Annotated in this window: 17 protein-coding genes and 1 pseudogene; 11 read left to right on the top strand and 7 right to left on the bottom strand. The window is 69.1% G+C overall.

The annotated features are described in order from the left end of the window. Positions 1 to 31: 31 nt before the first annotated feature. Positions 32 to 1,195 carry a metallophosphoesterase gene (locus ACWFRF_RS16805; RefSeq protein ID WP_452450767.1) on the bottom strand — a complete coding sequence of 388 codons (1,164 nt, stop codon included), beginning with the start codon at positions 1,193 to 1,195 and terminating at the stop codon, positions 32 to 34. A 259-nt stretch (positions 1,196 to 1,454) separates the two neighbouring features. Between ACWFRF_RS16805 and ACWFRF_RS16810 the strand changes: the two genes are divergently transcribed. Continuing rightward, on the top strand, positions 1,455 to 2,543 hold the full coding sequence (locus ACWFRF_RS16810; protein ID WP_378991437.1) for an alpha/beta hydrolase: 1,089 nt from the start codon (positions 1,455 to 1,457) through the stop codon (positions 2,541 to 2,543). Between the two features lie 64 nt (positions 2,544 to 2,607). On the opposite strand, the gene ACWFRF_RS16815 is transcribed toward ACWFRF_RS16810, so the two are convergent. From ACWFRF_RS16815 to ACWFRF_RS16825, 3 genes are read right to left on the bottom strand one after another with little or no spacing between them, the layout of a single operon-like run. After that, the gene (locus tag ACWFRF_RS16815; RefSeq protein WP_452450770.1) at positions 2,608 to 6,699 is read right to left on the bottom strand and encodes an arabinosyltransferase domain-containing protein; all 4,092 of its coding nucleotides are present in this window, start codon (positions 6,697 to 6,699) and stop codon (positions 2,608 to 2,610) included. Between the two features lie 40 nt (positions 6,700 to 6,739). After that, a complete protein-coding gene (locus ACWFRF_RS16820; RefSeq protein WP_378991631.1) occupies positions 6,740 to 7,633 on the bottom strand; it encodes a serine hydrolase in 894 nt (297 codons plus the stop codon). A 26-nt stretch (positions 7,634 to 7,659) separates the two neighbouring features. After that, a complete protein-coding gene (locus tag ACWFRF_RS16825; RefSeq protein ID WP_378991439.1) occupies positions 7,660 to 8,535 on the bottom strand; it encodes a LysR family transcriptional regulator in 876 nt (291 codons plus the stop codon). Positions 8,536 to 8,703: 168 nt separating this feature from the next. Between ACWFRF_RS16825 and bla the strand changes: the two genes are divergently transcribed. Further along, positions 8,704 to 9,621, top strand: coding sequence for a class A beta-lactamase (bla, locus tag ACWFRF_RS16830; protein WP_452450771.1), 918 nt, complete (start codon positions 8,704 to 8,706; stop codon positions 9,619 to 9,621). Between the two features lie 21 nt (positions 9,622 to 9,642). Beyond that, positions 9,643 to 9,768, top strand: a pseudogene (locus ACWFRF_RS16835) (RidA family protein); the annotation flags it as partial. 3 nt (positions 9,769 to 9,771) lie between these two features. Here the strand turns inward: ACWFRF_RS16835 and ACWFRF_RS16840 are convergent. Continuing rightward, positions 9,772 to 10,686 (bottom strand): AraC family transcriptional regulator, encoded by a 915-nt coding sequence (locus tag ACWFRF_RS16840; protein WP_452450773.1) that lies wholly within the window; start codon positions 10,684 to 10,686, stop codon positions 9,772 to 9,774. Between the two features lie 118 nt (positions 10,687 to 10,804). Here ACWFRF_RS16840 and ACWFRF_RS16845 point away from each other — a divergent pair, with 118 nt between their 5' ends. The 8 genes from ACWFRF_RS16845 to ACWFRF_RS16880 all read left to right on the top strand — a co-directional run bounded on the left by ACWFRF_RS16845 (position 10,805) and on the right by ACWFRF_RS16880 (position 18,410). Beyond that, a complete protein-coding gene (locus tag ACWFRF_RS16845) occupies positions 10,805 to 11,803 on the top strand; it encodes a saccharopine dehydrogenase NADP-binding domain-containing protein (protein ID WP_387447165.1) in 999 nt (332 codons plus the stop codon). Between the two features lie 2 nt (positions 11,804 to 11,805). Further along, positions 11,806 to 13,011: an SGNH/GDSL hydrolase family protein gene (locus ACWFRF_RS16850; protein WP_387447279.1), complete on the top strand. Its 1,206-nt coding sequence runs from the start codon at positions 11,806 to 11,808 to the stop codon at positions 13,009 to 13,011. Positions 13,012 to 13,208: 197 nt separating this feature from the next. Then, complete coding sequence (locus ACWFRF_RS16855) at positions 13,209 to 14,600, top strand: sensor histidine kinase (RefSeq protein WP_449964266.1); 1,392 nt, start codon at positions 13,209 to 13,211, stop codon at positions 14,598 to 14,600. After that, complete coding sequence (locus ACWFRF_RS16860) at positions 14,597 to 15,007, top strand: roadblock/LC7 domain-containing protein (RefSeq protein WP_378633077.1); 411 nt, start codon at positions 14,597 to 14,599, stop codon at positions 15,005 to 15,007. The genes ACWFRF_RS16855 and ACWFRF_RS16860 overlap by 4 nt, the downstream gene beginning before the upstream one ends. After that, positions 15,004 to 15,348, top strand: coding sequence for a DUF742 domain-containing protein (locus tag ACWFRF_RS16865; protein ID WP_378991448.1), 345 nt, complete (start codon positions 15,004 to 15,006; stop codon positions 15,346 to 15,348). Before ACWFRF_RS16860 ends, ACWFRF_RS16865 begins: the two co-directional genes overlap by 4 nt. Positions 15,349 to 15,391: 43 nt before the next feature. Beyond that, positions 15,392 to 15,940, top strand: a complete 549-nt coding sequence (locus ACWFRF_RS16870) for a GTP-binding protein (RefSeq protein ID WP_378633469.1) — start codon at positions 15,392 to 15,394, stop codon at positions 15,938 to 15,940. Further along, positions 15,940 to 17,193, top strand: a complete 1,254-nt coding sequence (locus ACWFRF_RS16875; RefSeq protein ID WP_378991449.1) for a cytochrome P450 — start codon at positions 15,940 to 15,942, stop codon at positions 17,191 to 17,193. The genes ACWFRF_RS16870 and ACWFRF_RS16875 overlap by 1 nt, the downstream gene beginning before the upstream one ends. Continuing rightward, positions 17,190 to 18,410, top strand: coding sequence for a cytochrome P450 family protein (locus ACWFRF_RS16880; RefSeq protein ID WP_452450777.1), 1,221 nt, complete (start codon positions 17,190 to 17,192; stop codon positions 18,408 to 18,410). Before ACWFRF_RS16875 ends, ACWFRF_RS16880 begins: the two co-directional genes overlap by 4 nt. A gap of 55 nt (positions 18,411 to 18,465) precedes the next feature. Here the strand turns inward: ACWFRF_RS16880 and ACWFRF_RS16885 are convergent, their stop codons facing one another. Next, positions 18,466 to 19,611: an acyl-CoA dehydrogenase family protein gene (locus ACWFRF_RS16885; protein ID WP_452450779.1), complete on the bottom strand. Its 1,146-nt coding sequence runs from the start codon at positions 19,609 to 19,611 to the stop codon at positions 18,466 to 18,468. Positions 19,612 to 19,628: 17 nt separating this feature from the next. Further along, positions 19,629 to 20,234: a QsdR family transcriptional regulator gene (locus tag ACWFRF_RS16890; RefSeq protein ID WP_378991452.1), complete on the bottom strand. Its 606-nt coding sequence runs from the start codon at positions 20,232 to 20,234 to the stop codon at positions 19,629 to 19,631. Positions 20,235 to 20,347 lie beyond the last annotated feature (113 nt).

Consider the following 20,347-nt stretch of genomic DNA (forward strand, 5'->3'; position numbering starts at 1 on the left):
CGGACGCCCCTGTGCGCTGGGCAACTGGGGCTCAGTTGTCCGGGTGCAGCATCAGCACCGTGATCTCGCTGGGGGCGAAAACCCGAAGCTGGGGACCCCAGAAACCGGTGCCGCGGCTGGTGTAGAGCTGGGTGTTGTTCGCGTGCCTGCTCAGGCCCGCGACTACCGGCTGGTCGAGCCGGACGAGGTAGTGGAACGGCCAGATCTGCCCACCGTGGGTGTGACCGGAGATCTGCAGCGCGACGCCCGCCGCGGCGCTGTCGGCGATCTGTTTGGGCTGGTGGGCCAGCAGGACGACCGGCAGCGAAGGGTCGGCGCCCGCGAGCGCGGCGGGCAGATCGGGACCGTGACCGGGCAGGCCGACGCCGGTCGGGTCGTCGATGCCGGCGATGACGAGCCGGTCGCCGTCACGGGTCAGGACGCTGTGCTGGTTGTGCAGCGGCTGCCAGCCGAGCGAGGCCATGTAGTCGATCCAGCCCTGCGCGTCACCGAAGTACTCGTGATTGCCGGTGATGTAGAACCGGCCGAGCGGCGCCTCGACCTTGCCGAGCGGATCGACCTGCGCCTGGCGTTTCACGACCGAACCGTCGGCGAGGTCACCGGCGTGGCAGGCGATATCGGGCCGCTGCGCGTTGACCACCTCGACCACGCGCTCCGACCAGCGCCGCCGATTCAGCGCGGCGTAATGGGTGTCGGTGACGACCACTACGCGCAACCCGTCCAGGCCCTGCGCCAGCCCACGAATCGCGACGTCGACGGTGCGCACCCGCGGCGCCCGGCGCGCTTCGTACACGCCCCACCCGACCAGCGCAGCCGAGATCACCAGCACTCCTGCCGCCACGATCCGGGCACCGTCGACCCCGCCGACGGCCAGCGCGCCCCGCACGAGCAGCCCGATCACCGACCAGGAGAACACCACCCACAGCACCCCGAGCAGGGTGTCGCCGACGATCACCGCCGGATCGGACTGCGCGGGCCCGTGCCCGAGGAACATCGTGAGCGGCAGGCACACCAGGGCGGCCGCGGCGATCGCCGTTCCGATCCAGAACAGCGTGCCGCTGCCACCGGTCGGCGCCGAGACCACCGTCCACCAGGGGACTCCGAACAGCACTGCGAGGACCAGCGACAACATCATCAGGCGTACGGCGAGCTTCACGGCGTTCCCGTTCTGGGCAGGGCGGCCGGGCGCGGCCACGAATCGACCTCCCAGGGTAGCGCTCCGCCGACGTCGCCCCTCGCCGAGAATCCGCAGTTCGGAGCGGGCGCACGAAGCGGGCTGCCCCACTTCACAATTCGATGTACCCCTGGGATCGGGTGCGCGCTATGCTGCCCGACAGGGCCCCGCGCGCAGGTGCAGTACCGCGGCGGGTCGAGTGGGGAAGCGGCGAGGCCGCACAGACGGGAAGGTCAGAACACCGATCATGCGTGGGGTAAGAACAGTTCTTCGGCGAGTGATGGCAGGCGCCGTCGTGGTGGTGGTGCCGTTCGGCGCCTCCGTCGCGCCTGCCGCCGCCGATGCCGACCCGTCCGCGATCGACTTCCGGGTGGATACGTCGATGGGGGAGATCAACACCAGGATCATCCGCGCGGCCGACGGCAACACCGATCGGGTGGTCTACCTGCTCGACGGCGAACGCGCCGAGGACGACCTGAACGGGTGGGAGAAGCACACCACCATCCCGGCGCAGATGGCGAAGTTCAACATCAACGTTGTGATGCCGGTCGGCGGGCAGTCCAGCTTCTACGCCGACTGGGAGCAGCCGAGCAATTTCTTCGGCGTCAACCCCGACGGGTCGATGCTGCCCAGCGCCGACTCCGGTTCGGCGATCGGCGGCTGGGAGGACACCCAGGGCAAGGTCAACACCTACCAGTGGGAAACCTTCATCACCAAGACGCTGCCGGAGGCGATGAAGTCCCGGCTGGGCTTCAGCGCGACCCGCAACGGTGTGGTCGGCCTGTCCAGCGGCGGTAGCGCGGCGATGCTGATGGCGGCTTACCACCCCGAGCAGTTCACCTACGCGGGGTCGCTGTCGGGCTACCTGCACATGTCGATGCCCGGCATGCGTGAGGCGCTCGGCGGGGCGATGATCGCCAGCGGTGGGTACAACATCGAGGCGATGGCGCCCGCGGGCAGTGAGAAGTGGAAGCGGATGGACCCGTACGGGTTCGTCGAGAAGTTGATCGCCAACAACACCCGCCTCTACGTCTCCGCGGGGAGCGCCAAGCCCGCCGACCAGGACCTGTCCTCGGTCGACGCGATCACCCAGGGCATGCCACTGGAGGCGATCGCCCTGGCCAACACCCGCTCGTTCGAGAAGCGGGTGACCGCACTGGGTTACGAGAACGTCAGCTATGACTTTCCCGACATCGGCATCCACAACTGGGGCACCTGGGAACAGGTCGCCATCCGGCTGATGCCCGACATGGCGCGCAACATCGGCAAGCCGCTGCCCGCGGGCGCGACCCCGCCCGCCGGTGGCGCACCGCCCGTCGACGGGCCTCCGGCCGGTGGCCCGCCCGCCGGTGGTGAACCGCCGAAATAGCCTCTACCGCAATCGAAACCGCCGCTACCCGTGCTCGGGTAGCGGCGGTTCGCGTTTGCGGCGGTCAGCTGGTTTTGATCGGGGTTTCGTTCGTCAGGCCCCAGCGGAGCTCGGTGCGCACGGTGATGTCGGCCGGTGGTGCGGCGACGGTGCGGGTGAGGCGTTGGAGCTCGCCCCAGTCGCGGGTCCAGTCCTCGGCCAGATAGGCCGGGATGGTGCGTGACTGCATGAGCATGCCGGTCCAGCCGAGGGGGCCGCCGCCGGTGTCGCCCTGCCAGGTCTCGGAGACCTGGGCGTTGAGCTTGTCGGGCTGGATTCGCCAGATCGGCATCTCCGCGACACCGGTGTGGTGGTCGAACGGACGCTGGCACGGGAAAGCCAGTCCCACATGCCAATCCGCGAGGACCGGGTCGGTGCTGCCGACGACGGTGTTCAGGCTCGACAATTTCGGCAGGCGCGGTGGGGTGATCGCGAGCCACTGCATGGGGTCGGGCTCCGTCGCGTCGGCGACGAGACGAACGGCAGTGGTGCCCACAGGAACTCGATCCAGCGCGATCGGGAGGTTCCGCCAGCCCGGAGCGCCACCCACCGTCGGCGGGACCGCATCGCCCAGGGCGGTGGTGGTTCCGTCCTCGGCCCGACGAGCGAACTCCACTCGCAAGCGCTGCCCTGGCATGCGTGAGCCATCGGGCGCCGTGGACTCGATCCGACCGGCCACCGTCAGGATCATCACCCGGTACACCGGATTCTGCTGTGCGGCGGCCAGATCCAGCCGATACCACTGCGTCGTCAACTGCGTTCGCTGTGGTTCGCCGGTCGAGTAACTGCCGAGTACCGGTGTTCGTTCCGGGGCGAGGCCGAACGGCAATGCCGCCGTGCTGCCGTTCACGCCGGCCACGGCAGGACCGGACGCGCCGGGTGCGCCGGGTGGTCCCGCGTTCGGACCGCTCGGTGGTGCCTCGGTAGAGCCGCCGTTGCTGCCCGGCGTCCCGTTCACGCCACCTGGAGAAGTGCCCCCACCAGGTGCTGAGCCACCGGGGCTCGCACCGCCGGGTCCACTTCCGCCGGGGCCTGAGTTGCCGGGTGCGCCTCCGCCGGGGCCTGGGCCGCCGGGTCCGCTTCCGCTGGGGCTGGGGCCGGAACCTGACGGCGGGGCGGAGGATTGGCCGGGACCGGGATCGGGGGCGAGGCTTCCGACACCGTTCGGGGTGAAGCCGGTGTTCTCGGCGGCCAGCCCCTCGGCGACGGTGCCGTTGTACGGGGTCAGCAGGGAGTCGGCGGTATTCGTCTCGACGAGAACGTCATCGGCCATCGCGCACCGGTCACCCGTCAGCGCGCGCAGATTCGACAGCCCGACCGAATAGGCCGGGTACTGCGAAACAGCCGCCGCGGCAAGTGAACCCACTTCGAACAGCACCATGGCCGCTGCGGCAACGGTCAGCGGTGCGACGGCCGGGATCTTGCGATTCGGCCTGCGGCGACCGATACCGCCACCGGACTTCCGCTGCACGCCGCTTCCGCGTTCGAGTACTCGACTCGTGTCAGAACCGGCGGCCTCGCCATCGGTTCCGTGATCACCGGTGCCACCGTCGTCATCGCCCGGGTCGCGGAGGCCATCGGCACCGTCTCCTACGGCCGAGGGCTCGATGCCTGCACGGTAGTACTGGAACAGGGCCGCGAGGAGGGTTGCGGCTGTCGCGGCGAGGAAGAGGGTCGACACCTCGATCCCGCCGAGCGTGGGGGCGCGGTCGGGCCACGGAACCCCGTAGCCGGAGACGTACCACCACCCGTTGGAGCCGGTGAAGCTCACGGCGAGCAGCAACAGCACCGCGGCGGCGAACAGTGTTCGCAGATACTTCCGGCCGACGCGGACCAGCGCCATTGCCGTGATCGCGGCGAGTGCGGCCGCCAGGCCCCCGTAGACGCCGAAATGATGCGTCCACTTGGTGGGGGTGAACATCATCAGCAGCAGTGCCATGAAGACGACGGCGAGGATTCGGGTCACCGGGCCACGCGCGGTCGCCGGGATCCGACCGCGGCGCAGCGTCGCGACGATGCCGACCGCGAGGCACAGGAGCATGGCGAGGACGCCGAAGCGACGGGCCAGGGAGCCGTCGGGGTTGACCGACAGCAGGGAATCCCAGCGGGTGCGTTCCTCGAACCAGGACATGTCGGGGCCGACGAGCTGGCGCACGCGGGTGGCTTCGAGGACGGTCGAGAAGGTTTGGTCGGCGAAGACGACGACCAGTACGAGAGTGCCCGCGGCGACGATCGGGGCCACGAGTGCGGCGTATCGGAGGACCACAGTTCCGCGAGCGGACGCGCCGGCGCCCGAAGCCGGTCTGGCGCGGGCGATGATCGTGCGCAGCACCGGTCGCGAACCGGCCAGCAGTGCTGCCACGCAGATCAATCCGGTGGGACCGGCCGCCAGGGAGAACGCGGCGATCAGCACCGCGACGGCGGCGGGCAACAGGCGGCGGGTGGCGATCGCCCGTTCCATCGAGCACCAGGTGAGGAGCGCGCCGACCGCGATCAGGGGTTCGGGACGCAGCCCGTTGTTGTAGGGCAGCCACATCGACAGGAACACCAGGGCCGCGGTCCAGCGCGCGACCCCGCTCGCGCGCACACCGGAACCCAGGCGCGGCAGCACTTCCCGGCTGAGCACCAGCCAGCACACGAACCCGGCGAGTAATGCGGGCAACCGCATCCACACCCCGATCTCGCTGACCCGGGTCATCTGGGCGAGCACCTCGTAGGGCCACCCGAACGGTGCCTCGGCGACCTGGAACCAGCGGTAGTAATTGGCGGTGTAGCCCGCTTCCTTCGACGCGCGCGCCATCGTGAGGATGTAGCCGTCGTCAGAACTGTTGGCGCCGAACACATGCCAGCTGACCAATGTGCCCGCGACCACCGCGTCGAGACCGGTGAACCGCCACCACCGGGCGGGCAGAACGCGACGCGCCCGGCGGCCGTCGCGAGCGTCGCCGCGGTGCAGGCAGATCAGGGCGAGCAAGGCGCTCAACACCGCCCCGACGATCGCCGCCAGCTTCCAGCCACTCGGACTCGACGAGAACCGCGCATCGATCTCGGCATGCAGCCGCGCGTCTCCCATCCGTCCGCGATCCAGCTCGGTGAAGACTCCGACCACCTGTGGCCGCACATCAGCGTCCACGGTCGTCTTCATCGGCGATCCGTCGGCCCGGGTCATACCGGTGAGCTCGGCGGTGGTGCTCGAGCCGGTGGAAACCACGGTCAGCGCTCCGCATCGGGCGTCGCGTGCGGTCTCGGGCACGGCTGCGCCGGGCGCGCCGCCCGGTCCGGCCGGTGACTTCGTCGTCGAGGACGGTGCACCGCTCGGCCCGTTCGGCGGAACCGCGCCCGATGGGGGAGTGCTGCCAGGAGCGGGAGCGCCGCGGGGTGGAGTGGTGCCGGTGGGTGGCGCTCCGTTAGGTGCAGTGGTGCCGCCGGGTGGTAGCGCACCGTTGGGAGTGGTGCCGCCGGGTGGTGGCGCACCGTTGGGAGTGGCGCCGCCAGAGGGCGGTGCACCGTTGGGTGGGGTGCCGCTGGCGGGTGGTGCGTTGTTGGGTGGGGTGCCGCTGGCGGGTGGTGCGTTGTTGGGTGGGGTGCCGCTGGCGGGTGGTGCGTTGTTGGGGGGAGTGCCGCCGGTGGACGGTGTGCCGTTGGGGGCAGGTGGCCGGTCCGCGTCGGTGGGGGGTGGTTGTGTGCCATCCCGGCCGTCGGCGGCCGAGCTCTCTTGCACAGGGGCGTTCCCCGCGATATCCGCGATCGGCGCGCTCAACAGCAGCTTGTCGCGTAGCACCACGGACAATGTGCGCCCGGCTCCCGGCCGGTCCTCGATGCGCGCGACCAAGCCTTTCGATCCTGCTCGCGGCGCCTGGGCGGGAACGGTGGCCAGGACTGTCCCGCCGGTCATGTCGCGCAACGCCGTACACGGAATGCTCACGTCGAGCGACAACGGCACGTAGTCCACGAGTGGCGCGCTGAGTTGCATCGACTGGGGCTGTGGCCACTCCAGGCTCGCGCGCTGCTGCTGAACCGGTAGCAACGGAGTCGCCACCGCCAGCACCACACCCAGCGCCCCCGCCGCGATCCCGATTTTCTGCACTCGGCCGAAGCCGGAAGAATCTCCACCCACAAACGACGATGCTAGCCATGGTCGTCAGGGAGTTGTCACCTCAGCGCGGGCGGCGCAGTTCGGTGACGGCGATCCGTGCCGCCTCGCCGATCGCGGTGTCGACCACCGGCAGCATCGGATCCGCGCGGGCGGCGCGGGTGAAGACCGCTACCGCTACCGGTGTTTCGCCAGGGAATTCGACGACGGCGACTTCGTTGCGGATCACCCCGATGGTGCCGGTCTTGCCCGCCACCAGGACTCCGCGATGGGGGAATCCGGCGGCGATGCGGTGCGGCCAGATCTGCTTGCTCATCACCGTGCGCGCGAATGCCGTACCGGCCGTGGACAATATGTCACCGGTCCACAGCTTCCCCAGGAACCGGGTCATCTCCTCGGGTGTGGTCGCGCTGGCGTAGGAGGGGTCGTAGGCGGAGACGGTCCAGGCCTCGTCGTTGTCCGCCAGGACCGCGAAAGCCTCTGCGGTGCTGTGGGTATCGGTATCGCGGACCAGGCTGCGGTGCTGGTCGGCCGTCCCGCCGACGATCCGGGTATCCGTCAGAGCGAGCTCGTGCACCAGCTCGCTCACCGCGGCGAGACCGACCTCGCCGAGCAGGACATCGGCGGCGGCATTGTCGGACACGGTCATCATCGATGCCGCCAGATCGCGGCGGCTCAGCGTGACCGGATCATGGAGTGCCGCCAGTCCGGTAGGGCCCGGCGTGCAGTCGGCGGGATCGATGGTGAGCCGGCCGGTGGGGTCGATCAGGCCGTGGTCGACCTGTCGCAAGAACGCTGCCAGCAGCAGCAGTTTGTAGACCGACGCGATCACCACCCGCTCGTGCCCACCGACGGAGATCTCGCCGGCGGACCCATCGCAGCGCCGGGCGTGCAACCAGCCGACGCAGCCCGCATCGGCGAACACGGCACGGATCCGGGCACTCGCCGATTCCGTCATGCCGTCCCTCGCCGCGTCGAACACACTCATCGCAGCCGCTCCCGGTACAGCACCCGGTCCAGCGCATCGGCATGCGCTCCCGCGTCCGCTCTGCGAATTACCCTGATCCGCAGGGCAATCGACTGCGGTGCCAGCGTGAGCCAGGCCACCCCCGGTGTCGGCGTCGGCGAGGTGGCGGTGACGCCGAAACTCGTGCCCGCCGCCACCGCGGCCAACACCGCCCGATCGTCGGGAGCCGCGAGCGGGGGTGCGTCCAGCCCCCGTTCCCGCAGCAGGTCGATGATGCTGTCGAAGGCGGGCGGGTTCGCGGCGCGCGGTGGATGCGCGAAGTGCAGTCCGGCGAGCATCGGGAAGGTCGGTCGTTCGGCGGTGGTGGTGCGGTGCTCGGCGGGTACCACCAACCAGCGCGGTAACTTCACCACCGGTCCGGCCTCCACCCCGTCGACCAGCGCCGGATGTTCGATCACCGCCACATCGCAGATGCCCGCGCGCACCTCGGCGACGAGATCGACGGTCGTGGCCAGTGTCGTCGCCACGCTGCCACCCGCCGCGCGCAAGCCGGTGACACACGCGGTGACCAGACGATCGGGGAGCGCGGTCGTCGCCGCGAACCGCACGGTCCCGCTGAGCTGCGCGATCCGCAGTGATTCGGCGAGCAATCGGTCGGCGTCGTCGACGAGCAGCCGGGCACGCGGCAACAGGTGTTTGCCCGCGGTGGTGAGTAGCGCGCCCTGGCTGGTGCGGTGGATGAGTTCGACGTCGAGATGTTGTTCGAGGCGGCGCAACCCCTGCGACAGGGGAGGTTGGGTCATGTCGAGTGCCGCTGCTGCCCGCCCGAAGTGGCCCTCGTCCGCGACGGAGACGAAGAACCGGAGGTGGCGGATCAGATCCATATCGGCCATTGAACCAGCGCTCTTGCCACGGCTCGGTCGATCTGGGCGGACGAGCTGGTGGGTATCGGTCTTCCCTGTCGCCTTACCGCTGTTCACCTGCGGTGATATCGGGTGCGACTCGTCCAGCCCGCTGTCCGGTATTGGCTTCGAACCGGTCGGCGATGATTGCGTGCACCGGTGACTTCCTCCACACTGACGCCCCGCCTCCGCACCCGGATCGCCGCCGTCGCACTGGCGATCTCGGCCGTGACGTGCACCGCCTGCTCGCGCAACGACGCCGAACCGGCACCGAGTACTTCGGCGGCCGTGCCCGCCACCGCGACATTCGCCGGCATGGAGTCGAAATACGGCGCCCGACTGGGTCTGTCGGTAGTTGACACCGCAAGCGGAGCCACGGTCGACTACCGGGAGGGCGAACGCTTCCCGATGGCCTCGACCTTCAAGGGTGTGGCGTGCGGCGCACTCCTGCAGGCGCATCCGCTGTCCACCGGCTATTTCGACCAGGTCATCCGCTACACCGCGGCCGACATCGTCGTGAACTCGCCTGAGACGGAAAAACACATCGACACCGGCATGACCGTCACCGCGCTCTGCGACGCGGCGATCACCCTGTCCGACAACACCGCGGGCAACATGCTGCTCCGATTGCTCGGTGGCCCAGCGGGATTCACCGCCTTCCTGCGCACCCTGGGAGACACCGTGTCCCGTCTCGATCGCTGGGAGCCCGAACTCAACACCGCGATCCCCGGCGACGAACGCGACACCACCACCGCTGCCGCCCTGGTGGCGAACTACCGTGCCCTCGTCGTCGGCACCGCCCTCCCGGAACCCGAACGCGCCCAACTCGCCACGTGGCTGAAGGCGAGCAAGACCGGCGCCAAACGCATCAAGGCAGGTCTGCCCACGGACTGGATCGTCGGCGACAAAACCGGCAGCCCCGCCTACGGCTCCGCCCTCGACGTAGCTATCGCCTGGCCCCCTCACCGCGCGCCCCTGGTCCTCGCCGTCCTCACCACCAAGCCGGACCAGAACGCCGAACCCTCCAACGACCTCGTCGCCGAGGCGACGAAAGCCGCTGTAGCCCAACTCAACTGATCTCGCGTGTCGAGGAGCGGCGAAGGCGTTGCCAGGGCGGCGAAGCTCGGTGTGGATCCGGTCAAGCCGATCACGTTGATCGGGGTGGCTGCGCTCGGTGAGCCGGATCTGCTCGTCGAGGTGGAGGCTACGGCTGTGCTCGACTGACGGTTACCGCGCGCCCGCCAGCAGGACCTCGGTCGATGTCGAGCGGTATCGGCCAGGTGCCGTGCCGAATTCGCGTTTGAAGGCCTTGCTGAAGGCGTACTCGGAGCTGTATCCGGTGTGCCTCGCGACGGTCGAGAGTGGGTGGTCGGTGTCGCGGAGCAGGCGGGCAGCGGTGAGCATGCGCCAGCGGGTGAGGTAGGTCAGCGGGGGCTCGCCGACCAGTGTGGTGAAACGTTTGGCGAAGGCGGCGCGACTGAGACCTGCTCGGGCGCCGAGGGATTCGACGGTCCAGCCGTGGGCGGGGTCGTCGTGGACGGCGCGCAGGGCGCGGGAGATGTCCGGGTCGGCGACCGCGGCCGCCCAGCCGGTCGTCTGGGCGGAGTCCGCGAGCCGGGCGCGCAGGAGATAGAGGAGCAGCAGGTCCAGCAGTGGGGGTATCGCCGCGTCGGCGCCGGGGTGGGGGTGGGTGAGTTCGTCGGCCAGCAGGTCCACCGCGGCGCGCAGCGACGGATGCGTGCCGAGCCGGGCCGGAATGTGTACCACCTCGGGCAGTTCCGTCAGCAGTGGATGGGTTCGGTCGGCGGCGAGCTGGTAGGAACCGCACAGCAGGGTCGCGGGAGCGCCCGGCCCCGTCACGATCCGGACATCCTCGGGGCCCGCGGTTTCGGTCACCGGGCTGTCGAGCTGGTCGAGCAGATCGTGGGCGACCCCGCGAGGCATGAAGACCGCGTCACCGGCGCCCAGTGCCAGCGGCTGCGCATCGGGTCGCGTCAGCCAGCACGAACCCTGCAGAATCACATGGAAGCCCGCGCTCTCGAGGCGTGGATACGCCCGACCCCACGGCGCGTGCCGCACGAACATACCGGAGGCTGGGCTGCCGGTCTTCGCGGTGGCCAGGACATCGCTCAGCAGATCCATGTTCAAAACGGTACTCGCAGAGACGGTCGGATATCCAGGCAAGATTCTGGATGATTTCTTGTCTCACGAATGGTTCATACGCTGTGTTCATCAGCCCGATGAGCACAAGGAGCACGACATGAGGATCGCCGTCTACGGAGCCAGTGGCCACGTCGGAACATTCGCGGTGCGGGAACTGCGCGAGCGCGGTATCGAGACCGTGGCCGTAGGCCGCGACGCCGCGCGGCTCGCCGGACTCGCCGCCGAGGTCCGCGTCGCCGCCGCCGACGATCACGCCGCGCTCGTCGCCGCGTTCGCCGACGTCGACGCCGTGATCAGTACGCTGCCCGACTACACCGGTCGCGGCGAGGGAGTGCTGCGCGCCGCCATCGCCGCCGGCGTCCACTACGTCGACGTCGCGGGGGAACAGCTCTTCGTCGAGAAGGTCTTCGCCGAATTCGGCCCGCTCGCGGCGCAAGCCGGGGTGACGCTCTCGACCGCGACCACCGAAGCGGGGATCTTCGGCGACCTGCTCGCCCACCTCGGCGCCGAGCGACTCGGCGGCGCCGACGAGATCGTCCTGAGCCATGTCGCCACGCCCGGCGGTGAGGGCTCGCGCGGAAGTATGCGCACCGTCTTCCAGAATCTAGATGTCTTCACCAGTGGCGGCCTGTCTTGGTCCGACGGCGAATTCCACACCGGTCCCCAGCCCCGCCGGACCACCTTCCTACTTCCAGACGAGACGGAACCCATTGCAGTGCTGAAGTTTCCGCAACCCTCCGTGGTGACGATTCCGCGCCACACCACGGCACGCTCGGTGGAGGGCGTACTCGCGAAGTCGATTTTCGACATCGTCGGCACCGTCACCGAAGCCGATCTGGACGCCGCGCCCGAAACACCGTCGGCCCCGGCCGCGTACTCGATGGTCGTCGACATCCACCGCGACGGCCGGACCCTGCGTGGGATCGGCCGCGGTCCCGACGCCTACCGCAACAGCGCCCAGCTCGCGGTCGAGGTCGCGACGCGAATCGCCGCCGGTGTGGGCAAGCCGGGCGCGCAGGCACCCGCCGAGCTGTTCGAGCCGGTCGAATTCCTCGACGCTCTGGCGGCTTTCGGCATGACATGGTCGCTGCGTTGACGGTGCGCCCGCGGTGGATCGCCGCGCCCGTCGCCGCCGTGGCCGCGCTCATCCTGGTGGCGTTCGGTGCGCGCGGCACCGAAACCTCGTGGTCGAGTGCCTGGACGACCGCTGTGCAGTACCCGGTCTACCAGAACTGGTCGGCGATGGGTTTCGCCGATCAGACTGTGCGACAGGTGTTTCGCCTGTCGCAGGAGGGGCCGCAAGTCAGGATTCGGTTGTCGAATCGCTTCGGCGAGTACCCCCTGCCCGTGTCGGCGGCGACGGTGGCCGCCAGCGCGGGGGGAGCGGCGATCGTCCCGGAATCGGTGCGGGGGTTGAGCGTCGGCGGGCAGTCCACCTTCGTGATCGCACCGGGGGCCGAGGTGATCAGCGACGCGGTGCGCACCGTGGGGTCATCGATCGCGGTCACGCTCTATTTCGACCGACCCACCGGCCCCGCGACTCAGCACGGCCAGTCGCTGGCCACCAGCTACCGAGCGCAGGGCGATCACGCCGACGACCCGTCGGCGGCGCAGTTCACCGACACCTCGCAGTCCTGGTACTACGTGGCGGGCATCGAGACGCTGCGGTCGAGCACCGGCGACGTCACCGTGGCCTTCGGCGATTCGATCACCGACGGCTACCGCTCCACCCCCGACGCCGACCTGCGCTACCCCGACCAGCTCGCGGCGGTAGGCCACCACGGCCCGGTGGTCAACGCCGGAATCAGCGGCAACAGGCTGCTCACCGACTCGACCGTGCTCGGCGACAGCGCGCTGGCGCGGTTCCGTCGCGATGTTCTCGACCAACCGGGCGTCGGCACCGCCGTCGTCCTGATCGGGATCAACGACATCGGCCTGTCGGGCAGTGCGGGCCCGGACGGGGTTGTCTTCCCGCCGGTTTCGACCGAGCAGCTCATCGTCGGATACCGCGACTTGATCGCGCAGGCGCGCGCGGCGGGCGTGCGCATCGTCGGCGCGACCATTCTGCCGTTCGCCGGTTCCGCGTACTACTCGCCGGAGAAGGAACGATTGCGGACCGAGGTGAACACTTGGATTCGGGAGTCGGGCGCTTTCGACACGGTGGTCGATCTCGAACGAGCGCTGGCCACTCCCGGTGATCGCACCCGCCTCGCCGACGCGTTCGACAGCGGTGATCACCTGCATCCCAACGACTCCGGCTACCGAGCCATGGCAACGGTCATCGCACCTGCTCTGGCGACGTGATCGCCGTCTCGCCCCACCTGCCGTGACCAGGCCCGATACTGACCCGTACCCCAACGGCCGGTGAACCCTGATCGGTCGAGTGGCAGGTCGGGCGGGGGCTCGATATGCTCGACTCCGACTTCGAAACAGGCTGCCTTGCTGCGTGTTTGATCGACCACTATGGCAGGGGGCCTGTGAGTACTGCGGAAGTACTGCCGATGGCACAGACAGTAGCTGCGCCGAAGGCGTCCGGCGACAGCGCCGGATCTGTGGTGCTCGGTGCCGGCGTGGCGGTGGTGGCGATCGCCGCGGTGACCGCGGTGTTCACGCCACCGGCCATCGGCATCCCGGTGCTCGCCGCGGCGGTGGCCGCGGCACTGATCGGCTGCCCCGCGGTGTGGTTCGCCCTGCGTCAGCGCGCGCAGGCGCGTGCGAGTCTGGCCGCTGCCCAGCAGGCCGAGCAGCAACTGGCCGCCACCGTGGCCGAGGCGAGCGCGCGCCTGACCCAGGCCGACGAGCACACCGCCGCGTACGCGTGGGAAGCCCAGGAGAACTCGCGCCGGGGCGCGGCGGCACTGGCCGCCTTCGCCGGTGCGGCCGGCCGCATCCAGGCGATGACCACCTCGATGCTGGCCGAACTGCGGGAGATGGAACACCGCCACGCCGACCCGCGAGTGCTCACCGACCTGCTCCACATCGACCATCGCACCGCCCAGGCCGGACGACTGGCCGACAGCATCGCGGTCCTGTCCGGTGCGCGCACCGGCCGCCGCTGGGCGAAACCGATCGCGATGGAATCGATTCTGCGCGGCGCGATGGGCCGTGTCGCCGGGTATCAGCGCGTCCGGCTGCGGGCGATCGCCGAGGTCGGCATCGCCGGGCACGCCGCCGAAGGCGTGATGCACACACTGGCCGAACTCCTCGACAATGCCTGCAACTTCTCGCCGCCCACCACCGAGGTGCACGTCTACGCCGCGGAAGTGCCCGCGGGCGTGGTGATCACGATCGAGGACAGCGGCCTGATCATGAGCGATTCCGCGCTGCGCCGCGCCGAATCCGCCGTCACCGGGCGCGATCACAAGGGCAAGGGCGTGGATCTCGCCTCGCTGTCGGGTACCCGGCTCGGCCTCGCGGTGGTCGGGCATCTGGCGCGCAAACACGAACTCACCGTGTCGTATCGGCCGTCGGCGATCGGCGGCACCGCGGTCGTCGTCGTCATCCCGCGCGAGCTCACCGCCCGCGCCGAACGCCGCAGTCGCAATGTGGTGGCGGCGCCACGCTTCGCCGAACCCGCCACGCTGAGCCAGTTCGACAGTCCGATCCCGCGCAGAACCGACACCGGCACCATGGATTTCAGCGAGCCGGCCGGCCAGCACGCGCGACCGGAGACCGACGGCGCGGTCCCGACCTCGCCCTCGCTGCCGAAACGCCGCCGGGGCGACACCCTGGCCCAGGTCCACCCCGAAGGTCTCACCGCCGCACCCGCCGCCAAGGCGGCCCCGGCCAAGCCCACTGCCCTCGGTGCCTTCCAGCGCTCCGCGCCGGGCCGCACCACAAGCCACGAACCGGGCAGCGCCGCCGCGGCTCCCGACCCCATGGAGGACCGATGACCACCACCGCCCCCGCCCACCTCGGCTGGCTGCTCGAGAAGCTGCTCGCCCGCACCCCGCGCGCCAGGCACGCCCTGCTGCTGTCCGGCGACGGGCTCAAGATCTGCCACACACCGGAACTCGATGTGGACCGCGCCGATCAGCTGGCCGCCATCGCCGCCGGATTCCAGAGCCTGTCGCACGGGGCATCCGTGGAGTTCGGTGACGGGCGTGGCGGAGTTCGCCAGTCGATGACCGAGTTCTACGGCGGCATCCTGTTCGTGGTCGAGGCGGGGCGGGGCGCGCACCTGGCGGTGGTCGCCGCCGAGGACGCCGATGCCGGTCTGGTCGGCCACACGATGCACGAGCTGGTCGAACAGCTCGGTGAGCATCTGGCTGCCCAGCCCAGACGCGGAGCGATCGAGTGACCAGGGCGGGTCGCGACGACGATCCCGACCGTTTCTATACGCTGACCGGCGGACGCGCCCCCGTAACCGAGGACTTCGACCTGGTCACCCTGGTGGTCAGCGAGTCCGCGCCCACCGCGGGCATGTCCTCGGAGCAGGCCGCGATCCTCGACATGTGCCGGGCGCCGACCGCCGTGGTGGAGATCGCGGCCGAGCTGCGCCTGCCCGTCGGGGTGGCCACGGTCGTGCTGTCGGACCTGCTGGCCTCGGGCAAGATCACGGTGCGCCCACCGCTGTCGGCGGCGATGTCGCTGGACGCTTCCACCCTCGAGAAGGTGCTCGTTGGACTTCGCAAGCTCTGAGAACGTGCCCGAGCGGGCTCGAGCGCCGCTGCACAGCACGGCAATGCACGGGTTGAAGATCGTGGTGATCGGCGGATTCGGTGTCGGCAAAACGACACTGGTGCGCTCGGTGAGCGAGATCCGGCCCCTCGACACCGAAGCCACGATGACCGACGTCGGGGCAGGTGTCGACGACACCAGCGGTGTGCCCGGCAAGTCGACCACCACCGTCGCCTTCGACTTCGGCCGCATCACCCTCGACGACGAACATGTGCTGTATCTGTTCGGAGCTCCTGGTCAGCAGCGGTTCTGGTTCCTGTGGGACCGGCTGTTCGCCGGTGCGCTCGGCGCGATCGTGCTGGTCGACCAGCGCCGGATCAGCGACTCCTGGTACGCGATCGACCGGCTCGAACATCAGGGCACTCCGTTCGTGGTCGCCTGCAACGACTTCGGCGATTCCCATTCGCCCGGAGCGGTGCGTGACGCGCTCGATCTCGATCCGGCGGTGCCGCTGGTGATGTGTGACGCGCGCTCGCGCGAATCGAGCAAGCAGGTGCTGATCACGTTGGTCGAGCACCTGTATTCCGCTGTCCCGCAGGGAGAAACCGTCTGATGAGCACACCGACCGGCGCCTGCCCGATCACCGGCGCGGTGCCGTTGAGCGGGCCCGAGTTCCACATCGAACCGCACGAGGTCTACCGGCGGATGCGCCGCGACCACGGCCCGGTCGTCGAGGTGGAGCTGCCGGGCGGTTTTCCGGCGTGGCTGATCATCGGCTATCGCGAACTGCACCAGGTGACCAGCGATCCACTGCTGTTCCCGCGCGATGTGTCGCTGTGGAATCAGTGGGGCCGGGTTCCGGAGGACTGGCCGCTGCTGCCGATGATCGGGCACCCGATGCCCTCGATCTACTTCACCGCGGGCGCCGAACACCGCAGGCACCTGGCGATGGTGGAACCGGCACTGGACGCGGTGGATCACTTCGAATTGCGCAGAGCCTGTGAGGAACTGGCCGACCGCCTCGTCGACGGGTTCTGTGGTCGCGGCAGCGCCGACCTGATCGCCGAGTTCGCGGTGCCGCTGCCCGCGCTCGCGCTGGCGCGCATCCTCGGTCTGCCCGACATCGATGCGGCAGACCTCGCCCTGGCGATGAAACAGCTCGCCGACGGTGGCGCCGACGCCCAGTCCGGGCACGCCCGCTTCGCCGAGCACATGGCCCGCCTGGTCGCGGCGAAAAGGGCACGTCCCGCTGGGGATCTGGCCTCGATGATGTTGGCCGACCCCGAGCCGTTCACCGACGAGGAATACATGAACGACCTGATGGCGATCGCCGCCGCGGGTCACCTCACCACCGCCGACTGGCTCGGCAGCTCCATGCGGTTGATGCTCACCGACGACCGGTTCGCGAACGCGCTCGGCGGTGGCAGGCGCAGTGTCGGCGAGGCCATGAACGAGGTGCTCTGGGAAGAGGGTCCCACCTCGATTCTGGCGGGGCGCTGGGCAGCGCGCGACACCCGTCTCGCCGACAAGACGATTCGTTCGGGCGACCTGCTGCTGCTCGGTCTCGCGGCCGCGAATCTGGATCCGCATGTGCGCCAATCGTTTACCGATGGCGGCTCGGTACCCACCGGCAACAACGCGCACTTCGCGTTCAGTTACGGTGAATATCGCTGCCCTTTCCCGGCACAGCAGATCGCCGAGATCATCGCGAGGACCGGGATCGAGGTGCTGCTCGACCGGCTGCCCGATGTCGACCTCGGGGTGCCCGCCGACCAGCTCACCCGGCGACCTTCGGCTTTCCTTCGGGGCATGACCGCACTGCCCGTTCGTTTCACACCAGTTCGACCCGTCGGAGGTTTCTCGTGAGCTCGCCATGCCCTTTCGCCATCGACCCCATGGTCGGTGACCTCAACGGGGAAACCGCCCGACTTCGAGCACTCGGTCCGATCACCCGGATCGACCTGCTCGGTGTGCCCGCCTGGACGATCACCGATCACGCCCTCGCGCGTCAGCTGACCACCGACACCCGGCTGGTCAAGGACATCAACGCGTGGTCGCTGTATGCCGACGGCGTGGTGACCACCCAGTGGCCGCTGATCGGGATGGTCCTCGTCGACCGTTCGATGTTCAGCGTCGACGGTGCCGAGCACCGCCGGTTGCGGCTCAAGACAGCCCAGGCACTGGCCCCGCGGCGGCTGGAAGAGCTACGTCCGGTGATCGAACAGCTGACCGCCGACCTGCTCGACGACCTCGAAGCCGCCGGCGCCGACGGCGCTGCCGTGGACCTCAAGGAGGTCTTCGCCTACCCGCTGCCGATGCGCGTGGTCGGCGACCTGATGGGCGTCGCGCGCGAAGACCACGCGCAGCTGCTCGAGTGGTACAAGAAGTTCTTCTCGGTGATGACCCCGCAGGACGAGCGCCTCGAGGTGATCGGCGGCCTCGATGTGTACTTCACCGACCTGGTCCGGCAGAAGATCGCCGACCCGGCCGATGATCTGACCTCGGCGTTCGTCACCGCCGACGAGGGCGGCGAGCCGCTCACCGAGGAAGAGGCGATCGGCAACATCAAGGCTCTCGTCGCCGCGGGCCACGAGACCACCGTCAGCCTGATCATCAACACCGTGCGCGCGCTGCTCGCCGAACCCGAGCAGCTGGCGAAAGTCCTCGCCGGGGATGTGGAGTGGAAGCAGGTCATCGAGGAATCGCTGCGCTGGGACGGCCCGGTCTCGCACCTGCTGATGCGTTTCGCCACCGAGGACATCGTTGTCGGCGACACCGTGATCGCCAAGGGTGAGGGCGTGGTGATGTCCTACCGTGCCGTCGGCCGCGACACCGCGGTGCACGGCGAGACCGCCGACGAGTTCGACGTGACCCGCCCGACCGCCAACCGCCACTTGGCCTTCGGCTACGGCCCGCACATCTGCCCCGGCGCCGCGCTGTCGCGTCTGGAAGCCGCGATCGCGCTGCCCGCGCTGTTCGCCCGCTTCCCGAAGCTGCGCCTTGCCGTGCCCGACAGTGAGATCGGCAACCTGCCGGTGCTCACGCAGAACGATCTGGCCGCGCTGCCGATCATCCTGAACTGACCGGCGACGCGTCGCGCCCGGTGGCTCCTACGCCGGGCGCGACGCTATCCGTGCGCTACAGACCCAGATCGCGGCCGATCAGTTCCTTCATGATCTCGTTGGAGCCCGCCCAGATCTTGGTCACCCTGGCGTCCATCCACGCCCGCGCGACCCGGTATTCACGCATGTAGCCGTAGCCGCCGTGCAACTGCACACACGCGTCGAGCACGTCGTTCTGCACCTGCGCCGACCACCACTTGGCCTTCGCCGCGTCGACCGCGGACAGCTCACCGGCAGCATGGGCGACGATGCCCTGATCGACGAACGCCTGTGTCACTTCGATTTTGGTGACCAGCTCGGCGAACAGGAACTTGTTGTACTGGAAGCTGCCGATCTGCTGCCCGAATGCCTTGCGCTCCTTGGCGTACTGCAGCGTCTCGTCCAGGATCGCCGAGGCGTGCGCGAGGTTGGAGACCGCCGCGCCGATGCGTTCCTGCGGCAGCCGCTCCATCATGGCGATGAAGCCACGGTCGACCTCGCCGAGCCGGTTGGCGTCGGGGACACGCACATTGTCGAAGAACAGTTCGGCGGTATCGGATTCGGGCTGACCGACCTTGTCGAGCTTGCGACCACGAGTGAAGCCGTCCATGCCGGTCTCGATGACGAACAGCGTGATGCCCTTGGCCTTCTTCTCCGGGCTGGTGCGGGCGGCGACGATCACCAGGTCGGCGTTGAAACCGTTGGTGATGAACGTCTTCGAGCCGTTGATGATCCAGTCGTCGCCGTCGCGCACAGCGGTGGTCTTCAGCGCGGCCAGGTCGGAGCCGCCCGACGGCTCGGTCATGCCGATGGCCGTGATGATCTCGCCGGTGCAGAACTTCGGGAGCCAGCGCTGCTTCTGTTCGTCGTTGGTGAGTTCGACCATGTAAGGGGCGCACACGTCGTAGTGGATGCCGAACGAGGACGCGATCGCGGCGCTCGCCTTCGACAGCTCCTCGCCGAACACCGCGTTGAAGCGGTAGTCGCCCGCGTCGCTGCCACCGAACTCCTCGGGCACTCCCAGGCCGAGGTAGCCGAGTTCGCCTGCCGCGAGCCAGGTTTCACGGTCGATCGCCCGTTCTTCGACGAAGCGTTCGGCATTCGGCTCGATCGAGCGCTTGACGAACTCGGCGACCGACGCGCGGAAGGCGTCGTGATCCTCGGTAAAGATGGAGCGCTTCATGGTGTCCTTTCGCTGACTTACTGTTCGGGCCGTTCGCCCAGCAGAACCAATGACGCCCGGACAACTCTGGCCGCGTCGGGTTCCTCACCGCTGATCACATCGGTGTAGATGAAGGTCTCGGTGATCCGCACCAGCAGCAGCGCCAACTCGGGCACCGGCAGCAGCGGATCGAGATTCTCGGCCGAAATCTCCTCGGCGAGTAGCTCTTCCACGATCGCGACGACGCGGTGCTGCACCGATCCCGCGCGTGTGGTGAGCAGTCGCAGCGACCGCTCGGGTTCGCGCAGCAGGAACTGACGGAAGGCGTAGGAGGTGTTGGTGGCCTGCGCGAAATCACCGAGGATGGTCGCGATGCGGTACGCGCCGTGGCCGGGAGCCGCGGCGGCCGCGCGACGCAAGGTCGGCTCGGCGACCGACCAGATCACCTCGGCGAGTAGTTCGTCGCGCCCGCCGACCCATCGGAACAGCGTCGCCCGGTTCACCCCGAGCGCGACGGCGAGTTCCTTCATCTCGAGTCGGTGCCCGGCCAGGAATACGGCCCTGGCGGCGCGGAACGCGCTCACGGCATCGGGACGCGCCGCGGCGTCCTGGAGTCGCTTCTCCAACGCCGTCTGCTCGATCACGTCACCTCCATGCACCGTTTCCTACAGTGTATGAACCGTGCAACGTCTGTCAATGTGTTGCACTCCGGGCACAAGACGCGGGCACAAAAAAACTCCCCGGTCACCATGACCGA

It is taken from the genome of Nocardia sp. NPDC055165, from assembly GCF_053606985.1.